The organism is Rhodobium orientis, assembly GCF_003258835.1.
Taxonomy (GTDB): domain Bacteria; phylum Pseudomonadota; class Alphaproteobacteria; order Rhizobiales; family Rhodobiaceae; genus Rhodobium; species Rhodobium orientis.
The window spans coordinates 111,991-133,107 of sequence record NZ_NPEV01000002.1; the positions used below are offsets into that span (position 1 = coordinate 111,991).

At 64.3% G+C, this 21,117-nt stretch carries 19 protein-coding genes; 6 read left to right on the top strand and 13 right to left on the bottom strand.

Translation table 11 applies throughout. The features are described from left to right. Window positions 1–190: 190 nt before the first annotated feature. The 3 genes from CH339_RS01825 (at window position 191) to CH339_RS01835 (ending at window position 2,768) form a co-directional block, all read left to right on the top strand. The gene (locus CH339_RS01825; protein ID WP_111432569.1) at window positions 191–1,144 is read left to right on the top strand and encodes a PRC-barrel domain-containing protein; all 954 of its coding nucleotides are present in this window, start codon (window positions 191–193) and stop codon (window positions 1,142–1,144) included. Window positions 1,145–1,462: 318 nt separating this feature from the next. After that, on the top strand, window positions 1,463–1,759 hold the full coding sequence (locus CH339_RS01830) for an encapsulin-associated ferritin-like protein (protein ID WP_111432570.1): 297 nt from the start codon (window positions 1,463–1,465) through the stop codon (window positions 1,757–1,759). 145 nt (window positions 1,760–1,904) lie between these two features. After that, window positions 1,905–2,768, top strand: coding sequence for a DUF5131 family protein (locus CH339_RS01835; RefSeq protein ID WP_201240860.1), 864 nt, complete (start codon window positions 1,905–1,907; stop codon window positions 2,766–2,768). A 6-nt stretch (window positions 2,769–2,774) separates the two neighbouring features. Here CH339_RS01835 and CH339_RS01840 read toward each other — a convergent pair whose 3' ends face one another. The 5 genes from CH339_RS01840 to torC all read right to left on the bottom strand — a co-directional run bounded on the left by CH339_RS01840 (window position 2,775) and on the right by torC (window position 8,935). Next, window positions 2,775–3,422 carry a hypothetical protein gene (locus tag CH339_RS01840; RefSeq protein WP_111432572.1) on the bottom strand — a complete coding sequence of 216 codons (648 nt, stop codon included), beginning with the start codon at window positions 3,420–3,422 and terminating at the stop codon, window positions 2,775–2,777. Window positions 3,423–3,492: 70 nt separating this feature from the next. Further along, entirely contained in the window at window positions 3,493–4,377 is an 885-nt protein-coding gene (locus CH339_RS01845) for a haloalkane dehalogenase (RefSeq protein WP_111432573.1), read from the bottom strand. 72 nt (window positions 4,378–4,449) lie between these two features. Further along, window positions 4,450–6,912 (bottom strand): trimethylamine-N-oxide reductase TorA, encoded by a 2,463-nt coding sequence (torA, locus tag CH339_RS01850; protein ID WP_111432574.1) that lies wholly within the window; start codon window positions 6,910–6,912, stop codon window positions 4,450–4,452. A 174-nt stretch (window positions 6,913–7,086) separates the two neighbouring features. Further along, window positions 7,087–7,764 carry a molecular chaperone TorD gene (torD, locus tag CH339_RS01855; RefSeq protein WP_111432575.1) on the bottom strand — a complete coding sequence of 226 codons (678 nt, stop codon included), beginning with the start codon at window positions 7,762–7,764 and terminating at the stop codon, window positions 7,087–7,089. Beyond that, window positions 7,757–8,935, bottom strand: a complete 1,179-nt coding sequence (torC, locus tag CH339_RS01860; protein WP_111432576.1) for a pentaheme c-type cytochrome TorC — start codon at window positions 8,933–8,935, stop codon at window positions 7,757–7,759. Before torC ends, torD begins: the two co-directional genes overlap by 8 nt. A gap of 170 nt (window positions 8,936–9,105) precedes the next feature. On the opposite strand from torC, the gene CH339_RS01865 reads away from it, so the two are divergent. After that, on the top strand, window positions 9,106–9,837 hold the full coding sequence (locus CH339_RS01865; protein ID WP_111432577.1) for a response regulator: 732 nt from the start codon (window positions 9,106–9,108) through the stop codon (window positions 9,835–9,837). Here CH339_RS01865 and CH339_RS01870 read toward each other — a convergent pair. Further along, window positions 9,818–12,292, bottom strand: coding sequence for an ATP-binding protein (locus tag CH339_RS01870; RefSeq protein WP_146610095.1), 2,475 nt, complete (start codon window positions 12,290–12,292; stop codon window positions 9,818–9,820). The two genes, CH339_RS01865 and CH339_RS01870, sit on opposite strands and share 20 nt — an antisense overlap. Before the next feature lie 72 nt (window positions 12,293–12,364). On the opposite strand from CH339_RS01870, the gene CH339_RS01875 reads away from it, so the two are divergent. After that, a complete protein-coding gene (locus CH339_RS01875) occupies window positions 12,365–12,808 on the top strand; it encodes a DUF488 domain-containing protein (protein ID WP_111432579.1) in 444 nt (147 codons plus the stop codon). A 13-nt stretch (window positions 12,809–12,821) separates the two neighbouring features. On the opposite strand, the gene CH339_RS01880 is transcribed toward CH339_RS01875, so the two are convergent. From CH339_RS01880 to CH339_RS01890, 3 genes are all read right to left on the bottom strand, one after another. After that, complete coding sequence (locus CH339_RS01880) at window positions 12,822–13,994, bottom strand: radical SAM protein (protein ID WP_111432580.1); 1,173 nt, start codon at window positions 13,992–13,994, stop codon at window positions 12,822–12,824. 65 nt (window positions 13,995–14,059) lie between these two features. Then, complete coding sequence (locus CH339_RS01885) at window positions 14,060–14,338, bottom strand: hypothetical protein (protein ID WP_111432581.1); 279 nt, start codon at window positions 14,336–14,338, stop codon at window positions 14,060–14,062. A gap of 5 nt (window positions 14,339–14,343) precedes the next feature. Then, window positions 14,344–14,715, bottom strand: a complete 372-nt coding sequence (locus CH339_RS01890) for a hypothetical protein (RefSeq protein ID WP_111432582.1) — start codon at window positions 14,713–14,715, stop codon at window positions 14,344–14,346. Between the two features lie 303 nt (window positions 14,716–15,018). On the opposite strand from CH339_RS01890, the gene CH339_RS01895 reads away from it, so the two are divergent. Continuing rightward, window positions 15,019–15,786, top strand: a complete 768-nt coding sequence (locus tag CH339_RS01895; protein WP_111432583.1) for a glycoside hydrolase family 25 protein — start codon at window positions 15,019–15,021, stop codon at window positions 15,784–15,786. Window positions 15,787–15,999: 213 nt separating this feature from the next. On the opposite strand, the gene sucD is transcribed toward CH339_RS01895, so the two are convergent. The 4 genes from sucD to CH339_RS01915 all read right to left on the bottom strand — a co-directional run bounded on the left by sucD (window position 16,000) and on the right by CH339_RS01915 (window position 21,111). Then, window positions 16,000–16,878, bottom strand: a complete 879-nt coding sequence (gene sucD, locus CH339_RS01900; protein ID WP_111432584.1) for a succinate--CoA ligase subunit alpha — start codon at window positions 16,876–16,878, stop codon at window positions 16,000–16,002. Then, the gene (locus tag CH339_RS01905; RefSeq protein WP_111432585.1) at window positions 16,875–18,011 is read right to left on the bottom strand and encodes a succinate--CoA ligase subunit beta; all 1,137 of its coding nucleotides are present in this window, start codon (window positions 18,009–18,011) and stop codon (window positions 16,875–16,877) included. Before CH339_RS01905 ends, sucD begins: the two co-directional genes overlap by 4 nt. Window positions 18,012–18,101: 90 nt before the next feature. Continuing rightward, complete coding sequence (sauS, locus tag CH339_RS01910; protein WP_111432586.1) at window positions 18,102–19,532, bottom strand: acylating sulfoacetaldehyde dehydrogenase; 1,431 nt, start codon at window positions 19,530–19,532, stop codon at window positions 18,102–18,104. Between the two features lie 55 nt (window positions 19,533–19,587). After that, window positions 19,588–21,111: a tripartite tricarboxylate transporter permease gene (locus tag CH339_RS01915; protein WP_111432587.1), complete on the bottom strand. Its 1,524-nt coding sequence runs from the start codon at window positions 21,109–21,111 to the stop codon at window positions 19,588–19,590. Between the last annotated feature and the right edge of the window lie 6 nt (window positions 21,112–21,117).

Sequence of the window (21,117 nt, forward strand, 5' to 3'; positions counted from 1 at the left end):
TTTTTTGTTGTCTAAAGTTCTTTTCAGGTATTCGACTAACAAAAAAATTGAAAAAAAGAAATTTTCGATATGGGAGGAACTAGCACTTGGCATTCTCGTTATTTGGAGGTGAGGCGGCCGCGCCGACGTCGAATAAGTAAAAAGATGTCCGAAGCGCAGCCGCATGTCAAAATGACAGGGAGAATGAACCATGTTCCGCAAGATTATGACGACGACCGCGATTGTCGCGTTGATGTCCACCGGTGCGATCGCTGCCGATGAGGGCAAGACCGACATGAAGACGGGCGACAACAGCGCGCTGTTCTCGTCGGACAAGAGCGTCAAGCCGATGAACAGCTGGCACGGCTACTACACCGGCACGCCGAACCAGGTGCTGGCCTCTTCGCTGATCGGCCAGACCGTCTACCACGGCGCCGTTCGCGACGACATCGAGGTCGGTGACGTCAACGACATCGTCATGTCTCGTGACGGCACGGCCAAGGCCGTCGTCATCGGCGTCGGCGGTTTCCTCGGCATCGGCGAGAAGGAAGTCGCGGTGGACTTTGAGCGGCTGACCTGGACCAGCCTCGACAACCGCCAGTACCTGACCCTGGCCGCCACCAAGGAAGAGCTCGAGCAGGCGCCGGAATTCCAGCGCACCCCGGAAAACGAGATGGAGTCCTCGATGAAGGAGGACACTTCCGCGACGGGTGACGACGCTGCGATGGACACCGCCAAGACCACCGACAGCGCCATCACCGGCAATGCGGCCGAGAAGGACGTCGCCATGACCGAGGCGACCGACGACCAGGCGACTGGTGACACCCAGGAGGAGATGGCCGTCGTTGATCCGGCGACCGTCAGCGCCGACGACCTGATCGGTGCCGTGGTCTACAGCGCCGAGAACGAGAATATCGGCGAGATCGGCGACGTCATCCTGACCGGTGACGAAAAGAAGGCCGAGGCCTACATCGTCGACGTCGGCGGCTTCCTGGGCATCGGCGAAAAGCCGGTCGCCATCGAGCCGGGCTCGGTCAAGGTGATGAAGGATGGCAACGGCACGCTCACCGTGCACACGCCGTTCGAGCAGGCCAAGCTGGAAAACCACAAGGCCTACACCAAGGACGACTATGACCAGGACCGCGACTCGGTCGTCATCCGATAACGGATCTGGCACCATGGGTGCGACCTGTCTGGGGCAGCACCGCTAAAGCGGGGAAAACGTCGGCGAAAGCCGGCGTTTTCTTCGTTTGGCGCCATGTGTGCCGAGAGCGGCCGCGTTGCGAACCGTCATTGCAGGCATGCGCCAGAGGTTGCATGAAGCCGCGAGCCATCCGCACCGCTTCACGCGGCGGCCGGCCCTGGGTCAGTGCGTCGCGGGAACCGGAGCCTGGCGAGACGGTTCTGACCTTTGAAGGCTCCTGTTATAGTTCCCCCGGAGCCACACACCCGCAACCCAACCAACCGAAAAGGTGACCGAGATATGGCAGGTTCAAGCGAAGGCTATCACGAGCCCGTTGAGGAACTCAGCGACGAGACGCGGGAGATGCATCGCGCCATCGTCTCGCTGATGGAAGAGCTCGAGGCCGTCGACTGGTACAACCAGCGGGTCGATGCCTGCAAGGACAAGGAATTGAAGGCGATCCTCATTCACAATCGCGATGAGGAAAAGGAACACGCCGCGATGATCATGGAATGGGTCCGCCGTAAGGATCCGAAGTTCGACGACGAACTGAAGGACTACCTGTTCACCGACAAGCCGATCGCGCATCACGACTAGTATTAGCGTTCCGGGAACCGGATCGAGAGCCGCCGGCGCCTCCCCGCCGGCGGCTTTCTTTATGCGCGACCAGGTGTCGGTTGCCCCGGACGGTCATCGACGGCATCTTCGACCCCCCAATCGCCACCCGCCGGGCAAATACCCCGTGACCGTCCTCGACACCCAGATCTCCTGCTTCGACACCACCTGGAATCCGTCCACCGGCTGCACCAAGGTCTCTGCCGGCTGCGACAACTGCTATGCCGAGGCGATCGCCAAGCGCTTCTTCGGCGGTTTCGATTTACGGCTCTATCCCGAACGGCTTGCCGAGACGCGCAAGTTCCGGCCCCTGAAGGGCGCGGACGGCGCGCCCTATCCGCGCCGGGTCTTCGTCAATTCCATGAGCGATCTCTGGCATCCGGGTGTGCCGGATGAATTCCTCACCGCCGTCTTCGATGCGATCGCCGGGCACCCCACCACGATCTTCGTCTGCCTGACCAAGCGGGCAAGCCGCCTGCGGGCCTTCGGCGAAAGGCGCTGGCAAGGGGGCGTACCGGAAAACCTCTGGCTCGGGGTCACCGCCGAGACGGCGACGACCGCCAACCGCATCGACCAGCTCCGGCGGCTGAAGGATGCCGTCGGCCCGTTCACCGCCTACGTCAATGTCGAGCCGCTGCTGGAGCCGGTGCCCGGGCATGACTTCTCCGGCATCGACTGGGTCGGTGTCGGCGGCGAGGCGGGCGCACGGGCGCGGCCCTGTGCGGAAGACTGGGTCCGGGACGTGGTGGACCGGGCCCACGGGGCCGGCGCCGCCGTCTGGTTCAAGTCCTGGGGGCGCTGGGAGAACAATCCGGCCTGGCCGCAGGCGCAGGGAAAGACGAAAAAGGCCAGAAAACAGGATCTCGTCGACCGCGGCCTGGAACTCCTGCCGGAGGAGCACGGCGGGGCCACCCTTGACGGTCGCCTGGTGCAGGAACTGCCTTCGGCCTTTGCCCGCATGCGGGAACGTCTGGTCGCAGGGCGCGGCTGAGCCCGTCTATTCTTTTCCCGTCTCGCCGCCGGTGTCGCTGGCGTGGTGCTGCAGGAAGTTGAGCAGCAACTGGTGCTCTTCGTCGTCGAGCGCTGCCCGCTCTCCCATGATCTTGAGAAAGCTGACCCATTGGTTGGCGGTATAGTGGTGCGGGATGCGCCGCTGGTGGCAGGCGACGCATTTGGTGGAAAAGGTGTGCCAGGCCCGCTCCCAGAGCGGTTCGCGGTCGTCGGTGACGCCGTCTTCCTCCACCCAGCCGGCAAAGGCCGCGCCGTACCAGGTAAGGCCGGAATCCGGATCGACCGCGGTCTCCAGCGGCCTGAGGCTGGCAACGGCGGATTTGGCCAGCAGCGCGGAGCGGATGCGCTTGCCGGGCAGGTCATAGAGCAGCCGTTCGGCGCCCTCCTGGTGCCAGCCCTTCACCTCCACCTTGAGCCAGCCGGAGCTGCGGTCAAGGACGGTCAGCGGCGTTGCGATGAAGATGCGCCCGACCGGCTTGCCGGCGCCGCCGGCCTCGGCATGGAGGCCGAGCGTGCGGGCGGCGTAGACCGTCTCGCCGGCGGGGGACTCGGCCCGTCCGGGAACGGCGAGGCAAATCGTCAGAGCGGCGATGACAAGGAAAAGGGAAGGAAGGCGAAGCGGATGCGCGCCCATCGGTCGGTGTCCCTGGAAAGGATTGGTGAATGCGGCAGGGGACGGCGTCCCCTGCCGAACCAGTCGCGGCCTAGTCGAGGCCCTCTATCCATTCCGCAAGGGCGGCGCCGATCCTGTCGGCGGAGTCTTCCTGCACATAGTGGAGGCCGGGAACGGCGACCTCGGTCACATTGGGCAACGACCGGCAGAATTCCAGCACCTTGCCAGAAGCCATCATGCCCGGCTCGGCCTTGACGAAGAGCTTGGGGATCGCGGTCTCGGCAAGGAAGGCGCAATTGGCCTCGCAGACGGCGGCAACATCCGCCGGCTCGCCCTCGATCGGGATCTGCCGCGGCCAGGTCAGGGTCGGCCGGCGGCCTTCGCCCGGCTCCGGATAGGGCGCCCGGTAGGCGGCCATCTCGTCCTCGCCAAGGTCCCGCATGACGGCCATCGGGATCACCTGTTCCACGAAGATATTGTCTTCCAGGCACATCTTTTCGCCGACGCCCTCGGCGCGGAAGCCCTGGAACGCCGGCACCGCCGGCTCAGGCATCATGTCCCAGGTCAGCGGCATGATCATCGGCTCCATGAAGGCGATGCCGCGCACCCGCTCCGGGTTGGTGCGGGCCCAGTCGAAGCCGAGCGCTCCGCCCCAGTCGTGCAGGACGAGGACGACGCCGTCGCCGAGGTCGAGCGCATCGAGCAGGCCGAACAGATATGTGCGCTGGTCGTCATAGGTGTAGCGGTCGGGGCCGGAATTCGGCAGCTTTTCCGACTGGCCCATGCCGATGAGGTCCGGCGCGATGCAGCGCCCGAGCGGCTCGGCATAGGGGATGACATTGCGCCAGATATAGGAATGGGTCGGATTGCCGTGCAGGAACACGATGGGCGCGCCGCTGCCGGCCTCCACATAGGCCATGGTAAGGCCGTTCACGGTCGCGGTGCTGCGCGGATAGGGGTCTTTTGCATCGAGCATTGAGGACACTCCCGGTCAAAAACGGATGAGGCCGGGCGATAGGCCCGGCCTCGTTGGCGACGTCTCCTCGCCTTATTCGGCCTTCGGTCCGTCGAATGCGGTGACCTCCGGCGGGGTCTCCGTGTATTTTTCGACGTCGGCAATCGCGGTATGGCCGCAGTTGCCCTGTGCAAGGCTGGAGGTTCCGATGTCGACCGTCAGGTTGTTGACGTCGCCATAGGCATCGAGCGAGCCGGGCTTGCCGCCCTCGACCGGGCTGTACCAGCCGCCTTCGAAGACCCGGACGACGCCCGGAGCAACGTCTTCGGTGACGATGGCGCCGGCCAGCAGCTGGCCGCGGTCGTTGAACACCCGCACCACGTCGCCGTCGGCGATGCCGCGGGCTTCCGCGTCCTTGGCGTTGATCAGGCAGGGCTCGCGGCCGGCGACCATGTACTCGTCGCGCAGCTTGGTGCCGCAGAGCTGCGAGTGCAGCCGATACTCAGGATGCGCGGCGTCGACATGCATCGGGAACTTGGCGTCCGGCGTGCCGGTGCGCTCGATCGGTTCCATCCAGGTCGGATGGGCCGGGCAGTCCTCGTAGCCCATCTTCTCGATGTTGCGCGAGAAGATCTCGATCTTGCCGGACGGCGTGCCGAGCGGTTCCAGAAGCGGGTCTTCGCGATAGTCGCCGTAGCGCACATACTGCTTGGCTTCTTCCGGGATTTCGAAGGTCAGGATGCCCTTTTCCCAGAAGGTGTCGAAGTCCGGCACGTCGATGTTCTTGGCGGCGCCCTGCTGTTCGGCGGCGGAGTAGAACTCCTTCAGCCAGCCCATCTCGTCCTTGCCCTCGGTGAAGGCATCGCCGGCGCCGAGCTTGTCGGCGATTTCCGAGAAGATGTCGAAGTCGTTGCGGGCCTCGAACACCGGGTCGATGACCTTCTTCATGGCCAAGACGGCCTTCAGCGAGTAGTCGCCGACATTCTCGATGTCGTTGCGCTCATAGGCCGTCGTTGCCGGCAGCACGATGTCCGCAAACCGCGCCGATGCCGTCCACTGGAAGTCCTGGACAATGACCGTCTCGAACTTCTGCCAGGCCTTGACCATGCGGTTACGGTCCTGGTGGTGCGAGAACGGGTTGCCGCCGACCCAGTAGGCCATCTTCACGGCCGGGTATTTCTGGGCCTTGCCGTTGAAGTTGAAGTCGCCGCCCGGGTTCTCCAGCATGTCGACGATGCGCGCCACGGGGATCGACGCCGCGCCGGCCTGGGTCAGCCATGCCGCGCCTTCGACCGCCGCGCCGCCGTCGGTGATGCCGGCAAGCACGGGGCTGTTGGCCGACGGGGCACCGCCGTTCGCATAGTGGTAGGAAAGGCCGAAGCCGCCGCCCGGAAGACCGATCTGGCCGAGCATGGAGGCGAGCGTCACCAGCATCCAGTGGGCCTGTTCGCCATGGTGCTGGCGCTGCAGCGACCAGCCGCTCGACAGCATGGTGCGGTTGGACTGGAAGAGCTTGGCGAGTTCCTTGATCTTGTCGGCCGGAACGCCGCAGATCTCGGAGGCCCATTCGGCGCTCTTCGGCGTGCCGTCGCTCTCGCCCGTCAGATAGGGCACGAACTGGTCGAAGCCGACGGTGTAGTTTTCGAGGAATTCGGCGTCGTGCAGCTCTTCGGCGTAAAGGGTGTGGGCGATGCCGAGCATCAGGGCAACGTCGGTCTGCGGCCGCACGGTGATCCATTCGGCGTCGAAGAACTTGGCGGTCTGGGTGCGGACCGGATCGATGCAGATGACCTTCTTGCCGGTCTTCTTGAACTCTTCCATGTAGGGATAGGTGTCGTGGTCGGCGACGGTCCAGCCGATCTGGTTGGTCTTGATCGGATCGGCGCCCCAGAAGACGAGGACGTCGGTGCTTTCAACGACCACCGGCAGCGCGGTCTGCTGCTCGTAGACCTCCAGCGTACCCATGACGTGGGGCATGATCACCTGCGAGGCGGCGGTGGAGTAGTCGCCGGTGGAGTTCACGAAGGCACCCTTGAGGCCGACATTGAGCGCGCGCCGCAGCAGGCTCTGGCAGTTGTGCAGCTTGCCGGAGCTCTTCCAGCCGTACGACCCGGCGAAGATGCCTTCCGGCCCGTAGGTCTCGTTGACGCGCTTCAGCTCGCTGACGACGAGGTCCATCGCCTGTTCCCAGGAGACGCGTACGAAGTCGCCGTTGCCGCGCTCTTCCACAGCCGCGCCGGCACCCTTTTCAAGGAACGCCCGGCGGACCATCGGATATTTGATGCGGGTCGGCGAATAGACGGAATCGAGCACGCCGGGAAGCTGCGGCGAGGGATGCGGGTCGCCTTCCCAGGCGTCGATACCAACCCAGCGGCCGTCCTTGACGGTCGCCTTGAAGACGCCCCAGTGCGACCCGTTGAGGACGTCGCCGCCTTCCGCTGCGCGCGCCGCGCCGGCGGTCAGCAGCGAGGGAGCGATCGCACCCAGCGCGCCGAGGGCCGACGCGCTCAAGAGGAAATCGCGCCGATTGACGTAGTAAGACCGATTGGCTGACATGGGAATCACTCCTTTGGTGCCTGAAAGTCGTTGGAACCGGCTTTTTTCAGAGGCGCCGACGCCGATGCGCCGCGGGTCTCCCCTGTTGGGATTAGCTCTAGCCGGGGCGTGTAAACGCCGTTCCGGAGGGGATTGAACGGCCTGTAAAATCTCGTAAACAGGCTGTAAACGGCGCTAGCCGGAGGTTGCGGGAGCCGTCAGGCGCTCCCGGTCGGTGTGCAGATAGGCGGTGAGTGCGGCCGCAAGGTCGGCATAGAATCCGGACCGGTCGTGCTCGCGGCAGTCGGCGGCAAAGGCCAAAACCCAGCTCAGCAACTGCGTGTCGATGAATGCCGCCTGTTCGGCCTTGAGCCGCATCGCCTCCTGGCGGTCTCCGCGAAGGGCGGCCGCCTCCGCGCGCTCCGCCAGTTCGGCGACGACGCTGAGTTCGATGGCGATGTGGTCCGGCGGCTCTTTCATGGTGTCGACGACGGCGATGTCGAGCCGGCGAAGCATCTCGGCCATCTCCGACGTCGGACCCTGGAAGAGGGTGCCCTTGTCGCTCAAATAGGCCGAGGCGTAGGGGTGGGCCGTGCGCGGGCCGCCGACGCCGAGGAAGAGCAGGCTGTAGTCGGCGGCAAGGTCGAGGGCCCGGTCGCGGAGCCGGTCGGGCTCGCTGGCAAGCGCCCGGATGCGGGCGACGACCGGCCGGAACGCCGGCTCGTCTTCCAGACTGGTAAGCGCTACACGGCCGTCGGGTCCGCCATAGGCCTTGAGGGTTTCGGCCGTCAGCTCGCTGGAGAAAAGACCGGCGAGCCAGCGATAGGCCAGCGGTCTTTCGACCGCTGGCGCCAGGGTGGACAGATCAGCCATGGGCGTCGGCCCCGCCGGTGTCCTTGGCGTGGAACTGCAGGTACTTCTGCAGGAAGCGGTACTGCTCGGTGTCGAGCACGATGAACCGCTTCATGGCCTTCAGGCTACCGATCCACTGGTTGGCCAGGAGATGGTCCTTCTCCGGCAGCGAATGGCAGACCGAGCAGCTCGAGGTGTACATTTCCTTGCCGTAGTCCCAGAGCTTCTGCTGGTCGGCGATCACGGCACCGGACTTGATCCAGCCTTCGATGCTGACCTGGTGCCAGGTGAGGTCGGTGTCCGGATCGACTTCGGTCTTGTGCCGCTGGATGGCCTCAACCCCATCCTTGCTGGCGGTGGCAGAGAAGATCCGGTGGCCGCGAAGCGCGTAGATCACCTGATCGACCTGATCCTGCTGCCAGCCGTCGACGCGCACCTTGAGAAGGTCGCCATCGCGTTCCAGCACGCTCACCTCGGTCGCCGCGAGCAGCCGGCCGGCCGCCTTGCCGCCGCCCTTCGCCGCGTCTTCGGTGAGGTAGTAGGCTTGGGTCTCCAGGGTGTAGAGCGTGTCGGCGCCGCCGTCGCCGCCCTTGGCCGCCGCCTTCAGGTCCTTGAACATCGCCAGATAGCCGGCGGTCATGTCCGGCATCTTGTGGGCGATGCCCTTGTGGCAGTCGATGCAGGTGTCGCCGGCCTTCATGGCCGCCTGCATCTGCTTGGAGGCCTTGGTGCTTTGCTTGTGGAAGTCCATGGTCTCGAAGGAATGGCAGTTGCGGCATTCGCGCGAGTCGTTCGATTTCATGGTGTCCCAGACCCGCTGTGCCATCTCCAGCCGGTGGTCCTGGAACTTCTCCTTGGTGTCGATGGTGCCGAGGACCTTGTGCAAGAGCTCGTTGGAGGCCTGCACCTTGCGGATCAGCTTGGCCGTCCAGGGCTTCGGTACGTGGCAGTCCGAGCAGATGGCGCGCACGCCGGAGGCGTTCTTGTAATGCACGGTCTCCGTGTATTCCGCATAGACATTATCGCGCATCTCGTGGCAGGAGATGCAGAACTCCAAGGTGTTCGTATATTCCATGAAGGTGTTGAAGCCGCCCCAAAAGACGACACCACCGATTGCGCCGACAATGAGCACGGCGCCGAGCGCGTATTTGCTTGTCGGCCGCCATAAAGTCCGCCAGATTCTTCCGAACATTCTGGTCTCCCGCCATGATAGGATTATGGCCACAAGGGCCGATCGTGTTTGCGGACCATAGGCGGGCGGTGTAAACGCCGTTCCGGACAGAATTGAACGGCATGTAGAAAGCTGTAAACAGCTTGTAAACAAGAAAGCTGCATACAGCTTGTAGACAATAAGGAGCGGCCGTGGCGGGCGATCGGCGGGCGGGCAACAGCCGGCAGAACCACATTCTGGTCGTGGAAGACGACGCCACCAGCCGTGTGACGCTTGCGGGCTATTTCGAGACCGAGGGCTTCCGCGTCACCGAGGCCGGCGATGGCGGCGAGATGCGAACTGCCTTCGGCCGCGGCGACGTCGACCTCGTCATGCTCGACATCCGCCTGCCCGGCGAGGACGGCCTGACGCTCCTGAAGGAGCTGCGCCAGCACTCCGACATCGGCGTCATCATGGTCACCGGCAAGAACGACGACTTCGACCGGGTGGTGGCGCTGGAAATCGGCGCCGACGACTACGTGACCAAGCCCTTCAACCCGCGCGAGCTGCTGGCCCGGACCAAGAACCTGCTACGGCGCACCTATGCCGCGCGCATGGCCGACCGGGCATCGAGGGTCAAGAACTTTGCCGGCTGGACGCTGGACCTCGACAAGCGCGGCCTGACCTCGCCCGGCGGCGACGACGTGCGGCTCACCCGCGGCGAGTTCGAGCTCCTATCGGCGCTGGTCGACAATTCCGGCCGCGTGCTGACCCGGGACAACCTCCTCGACCACCTCAATCACCGCGAATGGGACCCGAGCGACCGCACCGTCGACGTCCTCATCGGGCGCCTGCGCCGCAAGCTGGAAACCGATCCCAAGGACCCGGAGCTGATCGTCACGGTGCACGGCGTCGGCTACGTCTTCACCGGATCGCCGAATTGAAGACGTTGGACTTGCCGGCTGCCGCCCCGGCGTCGGCCGAGATGCTCCGCCAGCTTTCCTCAAGCGCCGTCAGCGACAGCACATAGGTGGTCTTCAGCGCCTCGAAGCGGCTGCGGGTCTTGTCCGCATCGCGGGCCTCGGCCGCCGCCTCCAGGTCGATGGCGAGGTCGGCGAGCCGGTTGAGGCCGACATTGCGGGCTGCGCTCTTCAGCGAATGGGCGCGCCGGGCGATCTCGGCATGGGCGGCCGCGGCAACGTCCGACGCGAGGTCTTCCAGGCCGGCGGGCGTCGTCTCGGAAAACACCCGCACGATGCGCTCCGTGCGGGCCTTGCCGATCATCTCGAAATGGCCGCGCAACACCGCCTCGTCAACTAGGTCGGCACGTGCGTCGGCACCGCTGCCGCCGCGCGGCAAGGTCGCGGGCTTGCCGTCCGCGGGCTTCGGCTCTTCAGATTTTCCGGCTGGCGCCGGCGGTCTGCGCTCCGCCAGGCACTTCGCGATCGCCTCGGCAAGGTCGTCGGCGGAAAACGGCTTGCCGAGGAAGCCGTCGGCGCCGGCGGCAAAGGCGCGCTCCACCTCGGTCCGCACCACCGAGGCGCTGATCATGATCACCGGCATCGCGGCTTTGTCCGCATCGGGCATCTTGCGGATCCGCCGGACCACCTCCACGCCGCTGATGCCGGGCATGCGGTCGTCCATCAGGATGAGGTCGAAGCGCCCGCGCACGATGCGCGACAGGGCGTCCTCGCCGGTGCCGGCAATGACGACCCCGTGGCCGAGCCGGTTCAAGAACCCTTCCGTGACGATCTGGTTGATCTCGTTGTCTTCGACGAGGAGCACGGACAGTTGCTCGGGCTGCCAGCCCGGGGCCGTCGCGGCCGGGGCGAGCGAGGTGGCGGCCGGCTTCAGCGCCGGCACCGTGAACTGGAAGGTGCTGCCGCCGCCGGCATTGCGCTTGCACGAGATCTCCCCGCCCATCACGCCGACCAGCCGCTTGCAGATGGCGAGCCCGAGGCCGGTGCCGCCGAACAGGCGCCCGGTGGAGACGCTCTGCTGGGTAAACGGCTCGAACAGCCGTTCGGTGCCCTCGGCCGGCACGCCGATGCCGGTATCGACGACCTCCAGCCGGATCGCCTCGGCGCCCTGGATCTTGCCCTTGGAGGGCAGGGCCCGGATGGTGATCTCTCCGTCATGGGTGAACTTGACGGCGTTGTTGCCGAGATTGAGGAGCACCTGGCGGATCTTGCCCGGATCGCCGCGCATCAGGACCGGCGTTGCCGGATCGATGCTGACGGAGAGCTTCAGGCCCTTCTTTTCCGCCGCCGTGCCGAGCAGTTCGCCGATCTGGCCGACGACCTTTTCAAGGTCGAAATCGACGGTCTCCAGCTCCAGAACCCCCGCCTCGATCTTGGAATAGTCGAGGATGTCGTTGAGGACCGCCATCAGGACCTCGCCGGAGGCGGTCAGCCCGCTGAGAAAATAGCGCTGGTGCTCGGTCAAGTCGGTGTCGTTGAGCAGGTCGGCCATGCCGAGGACGCCGTTGATCGGCGTGCGGATCTCGTGGCTCATGGTGGCCAGGAACGCGGACTTCGCCCGGTTCGCCGCCTCCGCGTCCTCGCGCGCCCGGCGGTATTCCGTGACGTCGTTGAGGATCAGCACGGTGCCGAGGAATTTTTCCGAGATGTCGAGCATGCGCTGGACGCGGACTGCGAAATGGCGTGGGCCGCTGTTGGTCTCGAGCGGCATCTCGAAGCCGTCGTCGCGCGCCGCCCTTTCCATCAGCGCGTCGATCTGGTGCATCAGCGCGGAATGCCGCTCGCTGCCGTAGTAGATCGCGCCGGGGTCGTTGGCACCGATGAAGAGCGCATGGGCGGTGTAGTTCATGTTCTGCACCGCGCCGGTATCGTCGAGCAGGATCACCGGGTCGTGCAGGCTTTCGAAGATCGTCAGGTACTTGTTCTTCTCATTGGTTATCCGGCGGTTTTCCTCCTGGATTTCGGCAAGCTTGGCACCCTCGGAGGTGTTGCACCATTCCGTGCAGTAGCCGAGCTCGATGAGATCGAAGAAGCGCTCCACGAACAGCCGGTAATATTCCCGCTCATCGGCCGGAAAGTCCTGGGCGACGATCAGGTCGAGATAGCTCTGGCGGTAGTATTTGGTAAGGCCGAGAAAGAGATTGAGGGTGATGCCGCGGGCCCGGTGCTGCTGCGCCTGCTCCACGCCGAAGGCGGCGATCGGATTGCGCGAGAAGTCCATGTCGGCCGGCATCTCCGGCGGCGTGTCGAAAATCTCAAGCGCCGCCAGCAGCGGGTCCGACAGGCCGCAGATCGAGGCCCGCCAGGCCTCCTTCAGGGTCGAGGTATAGGCGGTGTAGCCGTTCGCCTTGGCATAGGTGACGACGCGCTCGATCAGCCAGTCCTCGTTCTCGGCGATAAGCTGCCGCAGCTTTTCCATGGCGTTCTCCTCGGACAACGCGGCTACTATATCAAGATCGAGTCGTGAGCAAATGCGGGGCAAACCCACCCAATGGCGATATCCCTGTTCACCATCGGCTACACCCAATCGACGGCCGAGCGGTTCTTTTCCCGGCTGACGGACGCCGGCGTCGCCACCCTCATCGACATTCGCGTCTCGAACCGCTCGCAGCTCGCCGGTTTTGCCAAGATGCCGGACCTCGCCTTCTTCCTGGAAAGGGTCTCTGGCATCGCCTACCGCTACGAGGAGCTGCTCGCCCCGCCGCTCGAGGTAATGCGCGCCTACCGGGCGAAGGAGCTTTCCTACCCAGCCTACGCCGACACCTATCGCGGCCTTCTCATCGAACGCGGAGCGGCCGAAAAGCTCAACCCCGCCGCCTTCGACCGCGGCTGCCTTCTTTGCAGCGAAGCCAAACCCGACACCTGCCACCGCAAGCTCGCCGTCGAGCATCTATCCGAGCGCTGGGGCGATGAGGTCGTCATCGGGCATTTGTGAATGTCTGCAATGGCTACTGCACGGCATAGACCGAAGCGTGAAGGTCGGTGTCCATCAACATCTTCAGGCCAAGAACCTTGGTGGCAAGGTCCGGATCGGCGTCGAGTATCGCCATTCGGCCGGCGAGCCGCTTGAGGGTGAGCTTGGCGGTCGCCAGAACCTCCAGCTTGAAAAAGGCGCAGTGGAAGTCGGTTCGGACGTCGACGTCTCCGTTCTGTTCCCAGTTGAAGCCCTGGCAAGTGGGGCAGATGCCGAGGAGTGCGCAGCCGGGGCAATTGGCGCTCGCGGCCCGTTCACCGACCGCTTCCGCATAGGGATCGACAGCGGGGCGGCGCGAGCAGAGCGGCGCGAAACGGTGACAGGGGTAGGATGCTCCATCCGGCGTGTAGCAGCTCATATATTTGCCGGCACCGCACCAGCGCTCGCCCTTCTCGCGGGTGACGAAAAGCGCGCCGATGCTGCGATTGACGATCTGCGGCACGGCAAGGTCCGGGTTTGCGGCGTAGAAGTCGACCAACTCGCGAAGCTGCGCCTCGTAGGTCTTCAGATGCGACCGCCTTTCGGCAGCGTCGCCCCAGACGTCCTCGAAGATGACGCTTGCCTCGACCGGCATGCCGAGCCCGTGGATGTGCTTCACACCGGCGGCGACGTCGCCGATCGTGTCGGGCCCGATCGTCATCTTGAAGCTCTGGGTCGGCCAGTATTGCCGCAGGAACGGGATGTGGGGGGCGATCTTGTCGTAGGAGTTGGACCGGTTCCTGTTGTGCGCCTCGGGCGCCCCGTCGAGGCTCAGCATCGGAACGACACAACGGTGCCATTTGGCCAGCCACGCCTTGATCTCATCGTTGAGAAGCGTCCCGTTGGTTGAAATCGTGAACCGGTGGCCCTTCGGCCAGTCCCGTTCGTGGAACCATTCAACGACGGCGCGGATCGTCTCGAACTCCAGGAAGGGCTCCCCGCCAAAGAAATCGATCGACAGATTGGCGGGCCCGGGACGGTTCATGTGCTGCACGATGACGTTGCGGATAGCCTCCGCACTCATCGGATTCTTGTGCCGTCCGGCCTCGTAGCAGTAGATGCAGTTGAGATTGCATTTCTCGGTCATCAGGAACATGACCGTCTCGGTGTCGAGATCGGGGCTGCGCGATACCGCGGGCATTTCGGGAGACGGGGCGGCAAAGGACATGGAACCGACCTCCTATACGGTGCGCTCTCGGGCGCGCGACGCGGGCTTGCCGAACTCCGGCGCGATCACGGGTCGCCCGGAAGCGAATGCCTGATGCTGCTCTTGCACGTGTCGTTGCAGGAGCCGACGCAATCGCCCAGGCACCCCGAATAGCAGAACTGCTGGCAGTTGGAGGCGCAGACCCGGCAGCCGCCCGCCAGGTCGAAATCCTCCAGCATGTGCTCGAACGCTCCTTCGAGCCGCTTGTAGTTCAACGGTTCTCCGGCGCGCGAGGTCATGATCGTCAACGCGTCCGAAAGCAGCTGGTAGTCTTCCGGCGAGAATTTCAGTGTCTTGATAGCCATCGTCGTCAATGCCTCATCAAGCCTTCGCAATCGCCCACGCAGGCGGATTTGCAGCTGCCCTTGCAGTTGTGCAGGCACCCGCTGATGCAGGAGATCTTGCAAGCGGCAGCGCAGCCGTTGGAACATCCTGCCTTTTCTTCCATTTCGGCCAGCGGAAGATTTCCCGACCCGAAGAGGGTGACGAGGATCGCCATCTTGAAATCATGGCGAGAGTCGAAATACGCGCGATGGGCTTCCAGAAACTGGTCGTCGATGACGTCGAGCGGGTTTTCGGTGCCCGGAATCTCGCCCTTTTCAAGGATAAGGGCGAAGGCTTTTTCTATGACGCCGCGTTCCTCGCGCGTGAATTCCAGATCCTGCTCCGGTTCTTTCGCCATCGAAGGTCCTCCGACATGATGACTATCTTTGAGCCAGGTATTTGAAAATAAATTTCAATGGCAAAACAGGCCGTCTCATGAGTTTCACTTAGGAAAGCCTACGCCTCTCCAAGTTGGACGACAAGCTTAGATGGGCGGGCATTCGGTCGCATCCTGCCATTGAGATATGCGGACATGTAACCGGTAGGTGAAATTGGGGGGCCGCGCTATTGCCGCCTTTCGTGATTGGACCCGTCGACCGGTCGCCTTTACCGTCCCTTACGGTAAACATTTTCTTTGCGATTCAGTGTCAAAACGGACCGCATGCCAAACCGATTTTTTCCCGTAATCCTCACAGCCCTCCTCCTCGCTGCCTGCGCCGGCGGCGACGTCACGAAGAATCTCGCCCCGGTGGAGCAGCACCCGGCCGGCTTCGTGGAGGGCATCGACATCTCCAAATACCAGGGCGACATCGACTGGCGCACGGTCAGGAAGGCCGGCATCCGCTTCGCCTTCATCAAGGCGACCGAGGGCGGCGACGTTCTCGACGACAGGTTCGATGAGAACTGGCGCGCGGCAAAGGCGGCCGGGGTCGCCCGCGGCGCCTACCATTTCTACTATTTCTGCCGCACGGCAGAGGACCAGGTGAAATGGTTCATCCGCAACGTGCCGAAGGATCCGGACGCCCTGCCGCCGGTGCTCGATATGGAGTGGAACGCCCATTCGCCCAGTTGCAGGAAGCGCCCGCCGCGCGACAAGGTGCTGGCCGAAATGCGCGTGTTCCTTGAGGCGGCCGAACGCTATTACGGCAAGAAGCCGATCATCTATTCCTCGGTCGATTTCCACCAGGATGTCCTGGAAGGCGAGCTGAAGGAGTATCCGTTCTGGCTGCGCTCGGTCGCCGGGCACCCGAGCACCAAATATCGCAGCCGCGACTGGGTGTTCTGGCAGTACACCGGCACCGGCGAGCTCGACGGCATCGACGGTAAGGTCGACCGCAACGTCTTCAACGGCAATTCCGCCGCCTGGAAGCGCTGGCTGGAAAAGCAGACGAAAGATCCGACCCCGGCGCGCCCGCCGACCCGGCCGTAAACGCCTGCCTCAGAAGAAAAAAGAGCGCTATTGGAGGTGCATGATCTCCAATAGCGCTCCGGTGACCGGTGTCAGTCTCGTTGCCCGGCGCCCCGAAGCAGGCGGTTCGGTTCCTTCGGGGGCGCCGCGCTGAAATCGGTCACCGAGTTGGCGGAAAGGCGGCGGGCTTCAGGAACCGCGCTTTCCTGGTGGCAAGGCTCAGGTTCAGAAAAATCAGGCGACGGCCTTCAGCCGCTCCGACAGGAGTTCGGGGAGCTGGCTCGGCACGTCCGCGACGGCGACGCCGGCCGCTTCCAGGGCGCGCCGCTTGGCGGCGTAGTCGCCCTGGCCGCCGGAGACGATGGCGCCGGCATGGCCCATCTTCTTGCCCGGCGGCGAGGCGCGCCCGGCGATGAAGGCGACCACCGGCTTCGACATGGTCCGGGCGTAGTCCGCCGCGTCCTCCTCCGCGCTGCCGCCGATCTCGCCGCACAGGACGACCGATTCCGTCTTGGCGTCGGCGTCGAGCATTTCCAGCGCCTCGCGCGAGGTGGTGCCGATCATCGGATCGCCGCCGACGCCGTAGAACACCGACTGGCCCATGCCGTTCTGGGTGAGGTTGAGGCTGACGAGGGTGCCGAGGCTGCCCGAGCGCGAGATGACGCCGACGCTGCCGGGCCGGAACACGTTGCTGTTGAAGGCCGGCATGATGCCGGCGAAGGTCTCGCCGGGGGTGACGAGACCGGCCGTGTTCGGGCCGACGATGCGGGTGCCGCTGGCGCGTGCCGCTGCGTGCATCTCCATGACGTCGTGCGCCGGGATATGCTCCGTCAGACAGACCAGCAGCTTGGCACCGGCCTCGCAGGCATCGATCGCCGCCGCCTTCGCCGCCATCGGCGGGATGAACATCAACGCGACGTCGAACGGCTCGGCCTTTGCTGCATCAAGGGCGCTGGCATGGACCGGGACGCCGAGATGTTCCGTGCCCGCTTTCTTCGGATTGACGCCGCCGACGACGTTGGCGCCGTAGTCCTGCATCGCCTTGGTCCAGAACGTGCCCTGCTTGCCGGTAATGCCCTGGACGAGGATCTTGTGTTCTTTCCGGAGGATCATGCCGCTTTCTCCTTGGCTGCCGCGACGGCGGCCCTGACCGCATCGTCCATCAGATCGAACGGCTCGATGCCGAGTTCCTTCTTGACCAGCGCGATCGCCTCGTCCTCGCCGGTGCCGTGGATCGTGAAGAACACCGGGATCTTGGGATCGAGATCCTTCCAGGCATTGACGACACCCTCGGCCATCACGTCCGTGCGGGCAAAGGCGCCGCAGAAATTGACGAGCAGGCTGCGCAGGTTCGGATTGGCGAGAAGGATCGACAGCGCGTCCTTGGCCTTGGTGTAGGCCTCGCCGCCGACTTCCAGGAAATTAGCCGGCTCACCACCATAGTGGGTGACGGCATCCATGGTGGTCATGGTCAGGCCGGCGCCATTGGCGAGCACGCCGACAGAGCCGCCGAGCTCGATATAGCGAAGCCCCGCCTTCTGCGCGGCTTCCTCCAACTCGGTCTGCGGTTCGGCAGCGGCGAATTCCGCCAGCCCCTGGTGCCGGCCGGCCGAGGAATCGTCGAGCACGAACTTGCAGTCCAGCGCCACGACATTGCCGTTGTCGGTGACGACCAGCGGATTGATCTCCAAGAGATCCGCGTCGTATTTGCGATAGGCCTTGTAGAGGGCGACGAGCGCATCCGCGATCTTGTCCGTCGCGCCGGAAAGGTCGAGGCCGTCAAGCAGCGATAGGGCATCGTCGCGCGCAAGGCCCTTGGTGATGTCGACGGGCAGCCGGCGCATCGCGGTCGGATCCTTTTCGGTCGCTTCCTCCACGTCCATGCCGCCCATGGTGGAGAACAGCACCATCGGCCCGCGCGTCTTCGGGTCGTTGAGGACAGCGGCATAGAGCTCGCGGGCAATCGGCACCTGACCCTCGATGAGGAGCTTTTCGACGGTAAAGCCGCCGATCTCCATGCCGAGGATTGCTTTCGCATGGGCCTTCGCTTCGTCGGGTGTCGCGGCCAGTTTGATGCCGCCGGCCTTGCCGCGCTTTCCGGTCGGCACCTGGGCCTTGACGACGCACGGGCCGATCGCCTGGGCCGCGGCAAAGGCGGCGCCGCTGTCGGCGACAAGGCGAGCGGGAGGGATCGCCAGACCGCTCTTCGCCAGGAGCGGTTTGGCAGCGTACTCTTCGAAATTCATGGTTCTGCCTTCCAGTCTCTTGAGCGTATTCCCGAAAAGTGGAAACCGGTTTTCGGACAAGAATACGCGTCAAAACAAACGTCTACTCGATCAGGCCCCGTATTTTTCCCAGTAAGGACCGAACAGCTCTTGCTCGGACGGTTTGTCCTCCGGGATCGTCGTCACCAGGTGGGTGATGTTGATGAAATGCCGGTAGTTGAGGTTTTCCGAAATCGTGTTGCCGGCCCAGGTGCCGCCGCCCATGGAGAGCGTGAAGGGCAGGCAGTTGTTGAAGCTGCCGCCATTGCCGAAGGTGTGCGCCTGGTTGACGAGCACCCGCACGACGTCGGTGTCGGCCGCGATCTCGCGTGCGTGGTCGAGGTTCCTGGTGTGGATGCCGACGGAATGGCCCTTGCCGGTGACCTCAAGAATGTCCCTGGCGATCCGCTTGGCGTCGGCAAAATCCTTCGCCCGGTAGACGGTCAGCACCAGCGACAGCTTCTCGTCGGCAAAGGAATGCTTGCCGCCGATAGAATCCTCTTCGACCATGAAGAACTTCTTCGACTTCGCTTCTTCCGGCAGGCCCATCGCCTCGGCCGTGATGTCGGCGTCCTTGGCGATGATGTGGCGGTTGAGCTTGCCGCCGATCCAGAGGTTCTCCTTCACACTCTCCTTTTCAGACGCGTTGCAGCGCCAGCCGCCGGCCCGTTCCAGCGCGGCCATCGCTTCCTCATAGACGTCATCGAGGATGATGACCGAGTTCTCCGAGGAGCAGGAGGTGGAGTTGTCGAAGATCTTCGAGGCGCAGATCTTTTCCGCAGCATCGTCGAAGTCGGCGGTGGTATCGATGATCACCGGTACGTTGCCGGCGCCGACGCCGATTGCGACGGTGCCCGACTGCATCGCCCGCTTGACGTTGTTCTGGGAGCCGGTGACGACGACGAGGTCGACCTGGTTCATCAGTTCCTGGGTCATCTCCTTGGAGATCGGCGCCGGCAGCAGTTGCACGAGGTCTTCCGGGTGTCCCGCCTTGGCAAGCTCGGCGCGCATCAGGTCCACCGTCTTGCCCGTGGTGGTGGCGCCGGCCGGCGAGGGGGCGATGATGACGGCGTTGCCGCCTTTAAGGGCCATCATCGCCTTGTTGACCGGGGTCGCGGCCGGGTTGGTCGAGGGACAGACCGCGCCGACGACGCCGACCGGCTTGCCGTATCTGACGAGACCCCGTTCAGGCTCCTCGGAAATCACGCCGACGGTCTTGGCGCGCAACAGATCGCGCAGGGTCCCGAACGTCTTGCGCTGGTTCTTGATGATCTTGGAGGGAACGTTGCCGAGCCCGGTGTCGGCGACGGCGAGTTCCGCCAGCATGCGCGCATGGTCCGGCTTGTAGATCGACCAGGCGAGCGCGGTGACGGCCTCGTCGACCCGGCCCTGGTCGTGGTTCTCGTAGGCGTCCATTGCCGCGCGGCCGCGCGCGACGAGCTCTGCCACGATCTCCGATGGGGAAGGGGCCTCTTCAGCGGTGTTTCTGGCCGGTTGGGGCATGGTTTCTTCTCTTCTTTGCGAAATCGGTCAGGGGTGGTCCGGAATCGGCGGCGGCCTAATCCATCAGGGCCTTCTGGAAGTCCGTGTCGCGGATTTCGTTGATGATGCTGGTGGTGATGACGATGACCGCCAGGATCAGCAGCCCGGCCGCGATCGGCCTCTGGAAGAAGCCGAGGAAGTCGTAGTCCATGAGCTGCATGGACTTGGAAAAGGCGGACTCGCCGAGCTTGCCGAGGATCAGGCCGAGGACGATGCCGGCGGCCGAATAGCCGGTCTTGCGCAAGAGGTATCCGGCGATGCCGGCCAGGAACATCACCCACACGTCGATGACGAGGTTGCGAAGCGCGTAGGCGCCGATGGTGGCGAGCAACAGGATGCCCGGCGCCAGCCAGCGGAACGGCACGCGCAGGATGTGGACGACGGTCTTGGTCTGCAGCCAGCCGAGGAAAACGATGCAAAGGTTCGCCCAGAACATCGCCGCAAAGGTGATCCAGACGAGGTCGGATGAATTGATGAAGATGAGCGGGCCCGGCTCCATGCCGTGGATCTGGAAGATGCCCATGATCATGGCGGTCAGCGCGCCGCCCGGCAGGCCGAGGGCAAGGAGCGGGATCATTGCCGCGCCGGTCGCCGCGTTGTTGGCGGTCTCGGAAGCAACGACGCCCTCAAGCTCGCCCTTGCCGAAATTGGCCTTGTTCTTGGAGGCCCGGTGCGCCTGGCTGTAGCCGAGAAAGGCGGCCAGCGTCGCGCCGATGCCGGGCAGGATGCCGGCAAAGAAGCCGATGAAGATGGAGCGGACCATGGTGACGCGCACGCTCCAGAACTCCGACAGGGTCGGGAATTCCAGCCCCGCCTTCGGCCGCTCGCGGGTGCCCTCGGCAATGCTCATCGCCTGGGTGATGACTTCGGAGACGGCGAAGAAGCCGAGGATCATCGGGATGAAGTGGATGCCGGCCGAGAGATAGTAGGACTGGTACTCCAGCCCGAAGACGGAGCCCTCGTTGAAGCGCGGCACGCCGCCGACCGGGTCGGTACCGATGGTGGCGATGATCAGGCCGACGAATACCGACAGCCAGCCCTTCCACAACGTCTTGGCGCCGATCGAGGCGGAGACGGCAAGGCCGAAGAAGATGAGCGCGAAGATCTCCTGCGGCCCGAAGGCACGCACGGCCCAGCCGGCAATCGCGCCGGTTGCCGTCATCATCAGGATCGCCGAGGCGACGCCGCCAAGCGCGGAACAGGAGACGGCCGCGCCGATTGCCTTGCCCGACTGGCCCTTCAGGGTCATCGGATAGCCGTCGAAACAGGTCGGCGCGTTTTCCGGCGCGCCGGGGATGTTGAACAGGATCGCCGTGATCGCTCCGCCGAAGACGCCGGCGCAGTAGATGACGGAGAACAGCATCACCGCATGGGAGGCGTTCATGTTGATGGTGAAGGGGAGCAGGACGGCGCCGAGCGTCAGCATGTTGACGCCCGGAATGGCCCCGAACAGCATGCCGCCGACAAGGCCGAGGACGAAGATCAGGATCGCCTGCGGATCGCCGAACAGCATCATGGTGCCGCCGATGAAATGTTCCATGGTGCT

Coding starts and splice junctions, on each gene's coding strand:
- CH339_RS01885 (WP_111432581.1), bottom strand. CDS start 14,338: ATGGCTATCAAGACACTGAAATTCTCGCCGGAAGACTACCAGCTGCTT.
- CH339_RS01845 (WP_111432573.1), bottom strand. CDS start 4,377: ATGCTCGATGCAAAAGACCCCTATCCGCGCAGCACCGCGACCGTGAAC.
- sauS (WP_111432586.1), bottom strand. CDS start 19,532: ATGCCCCAACCGGCCAGAAACACCGCTGAAGAGGCCCCTTCCCCATCG.
- CH339_RS01915 (WP_111432587.1), bottom strand. CDS start 21,111: ATGGAACATTTCATCGGCGGCACCATGATGCTGTTCGGCGATCCGCAG.
- CH339_RS01870 (WP_146610095.1), bottom strand. CDS start 12,292: ATGGAAAAGCTGCGGCAGCTTATCGCCGAGAACGAGGACTGGCTGATC.
- CH339_RS01880 (WP_111432580.1), bottom strand. CDS start 13,994: ATGTCCTTTGCCGCCCCGTCTCCCGAAATGCCCGCGGTATCGCGCAGC.
- CH339_RS01830 (WP_111432570.1), top strand. CDS start 1,463: ATGGCAGGTTCAAGCGAAGGCTATCACGAGCCCGTTGAGGAACTCAGC.
- CH339_RS01895 (WP_111432583.1), top strand. CDS start 15,019: ATGCCAAACCGATTTTTTCCCGTAATCCTCACAGCCCTCCTCCTCGCT.
- CH339_RS01840 (WP_111432572.1), bottom strand. CDS start 3,422: ATGGGCGCGCATCCGCTTCGCCTTCCTTCCCTTTTCCTTGTCATCGCC.
- CH339_RS01890 (WP_111432582.1), bottom strand. CDS start 14,715: ATGGCGAAAGAACCGGAGCAGGATCTGGAATTCACGCGCGAGGAACGC.
- torA (WP_111432574.1), bottom strand. CDS start 6,912: ATGTCAGCCAATCGGTCTTACTACGTCAATCGGCGCGATTTCCTCTTG.
- CH339_RS01875 (WP_111432579.1), top strand. CDS start 12,365: ATGGCGATATCCCTGTTCACCATCGGCTACACCCAATCGACGGCCGAG.
- sucD (WP_111432584.1), bottom strand. CDS start 16,878: ATGATCCTCCGGAAAGAACACAAGATCCTCGTCCAGGGCATTACCGGC.
- torC (WP_111432576.1), bottom strand. CDS start 8,935: ATGTTCGGAAGAATCTGGCGGACTTTATGGCGGCCGACAAGCAAATAC.
- torD (WP_111432575.1), bottom strand. CDS start 7,764: ATGGCTGATCTGTCCACCCTGGCGCCAGCGGTCGAAAGACCGCTGGCC.
- CH339_RS01905 (WP_111432585.1), bottom strand. CDS start 18,011: ATGAATTTCGAAGAGTACGCTGCCAAACCGCTCCTGGCGAAGAGCGGT.
- CH339_RS01825 (WP_111432569.1), top strand. CDS start 191: ATGTTCCGCAAGATTATGACGACGACCGCGATTGTCGCGTTGATGTCC.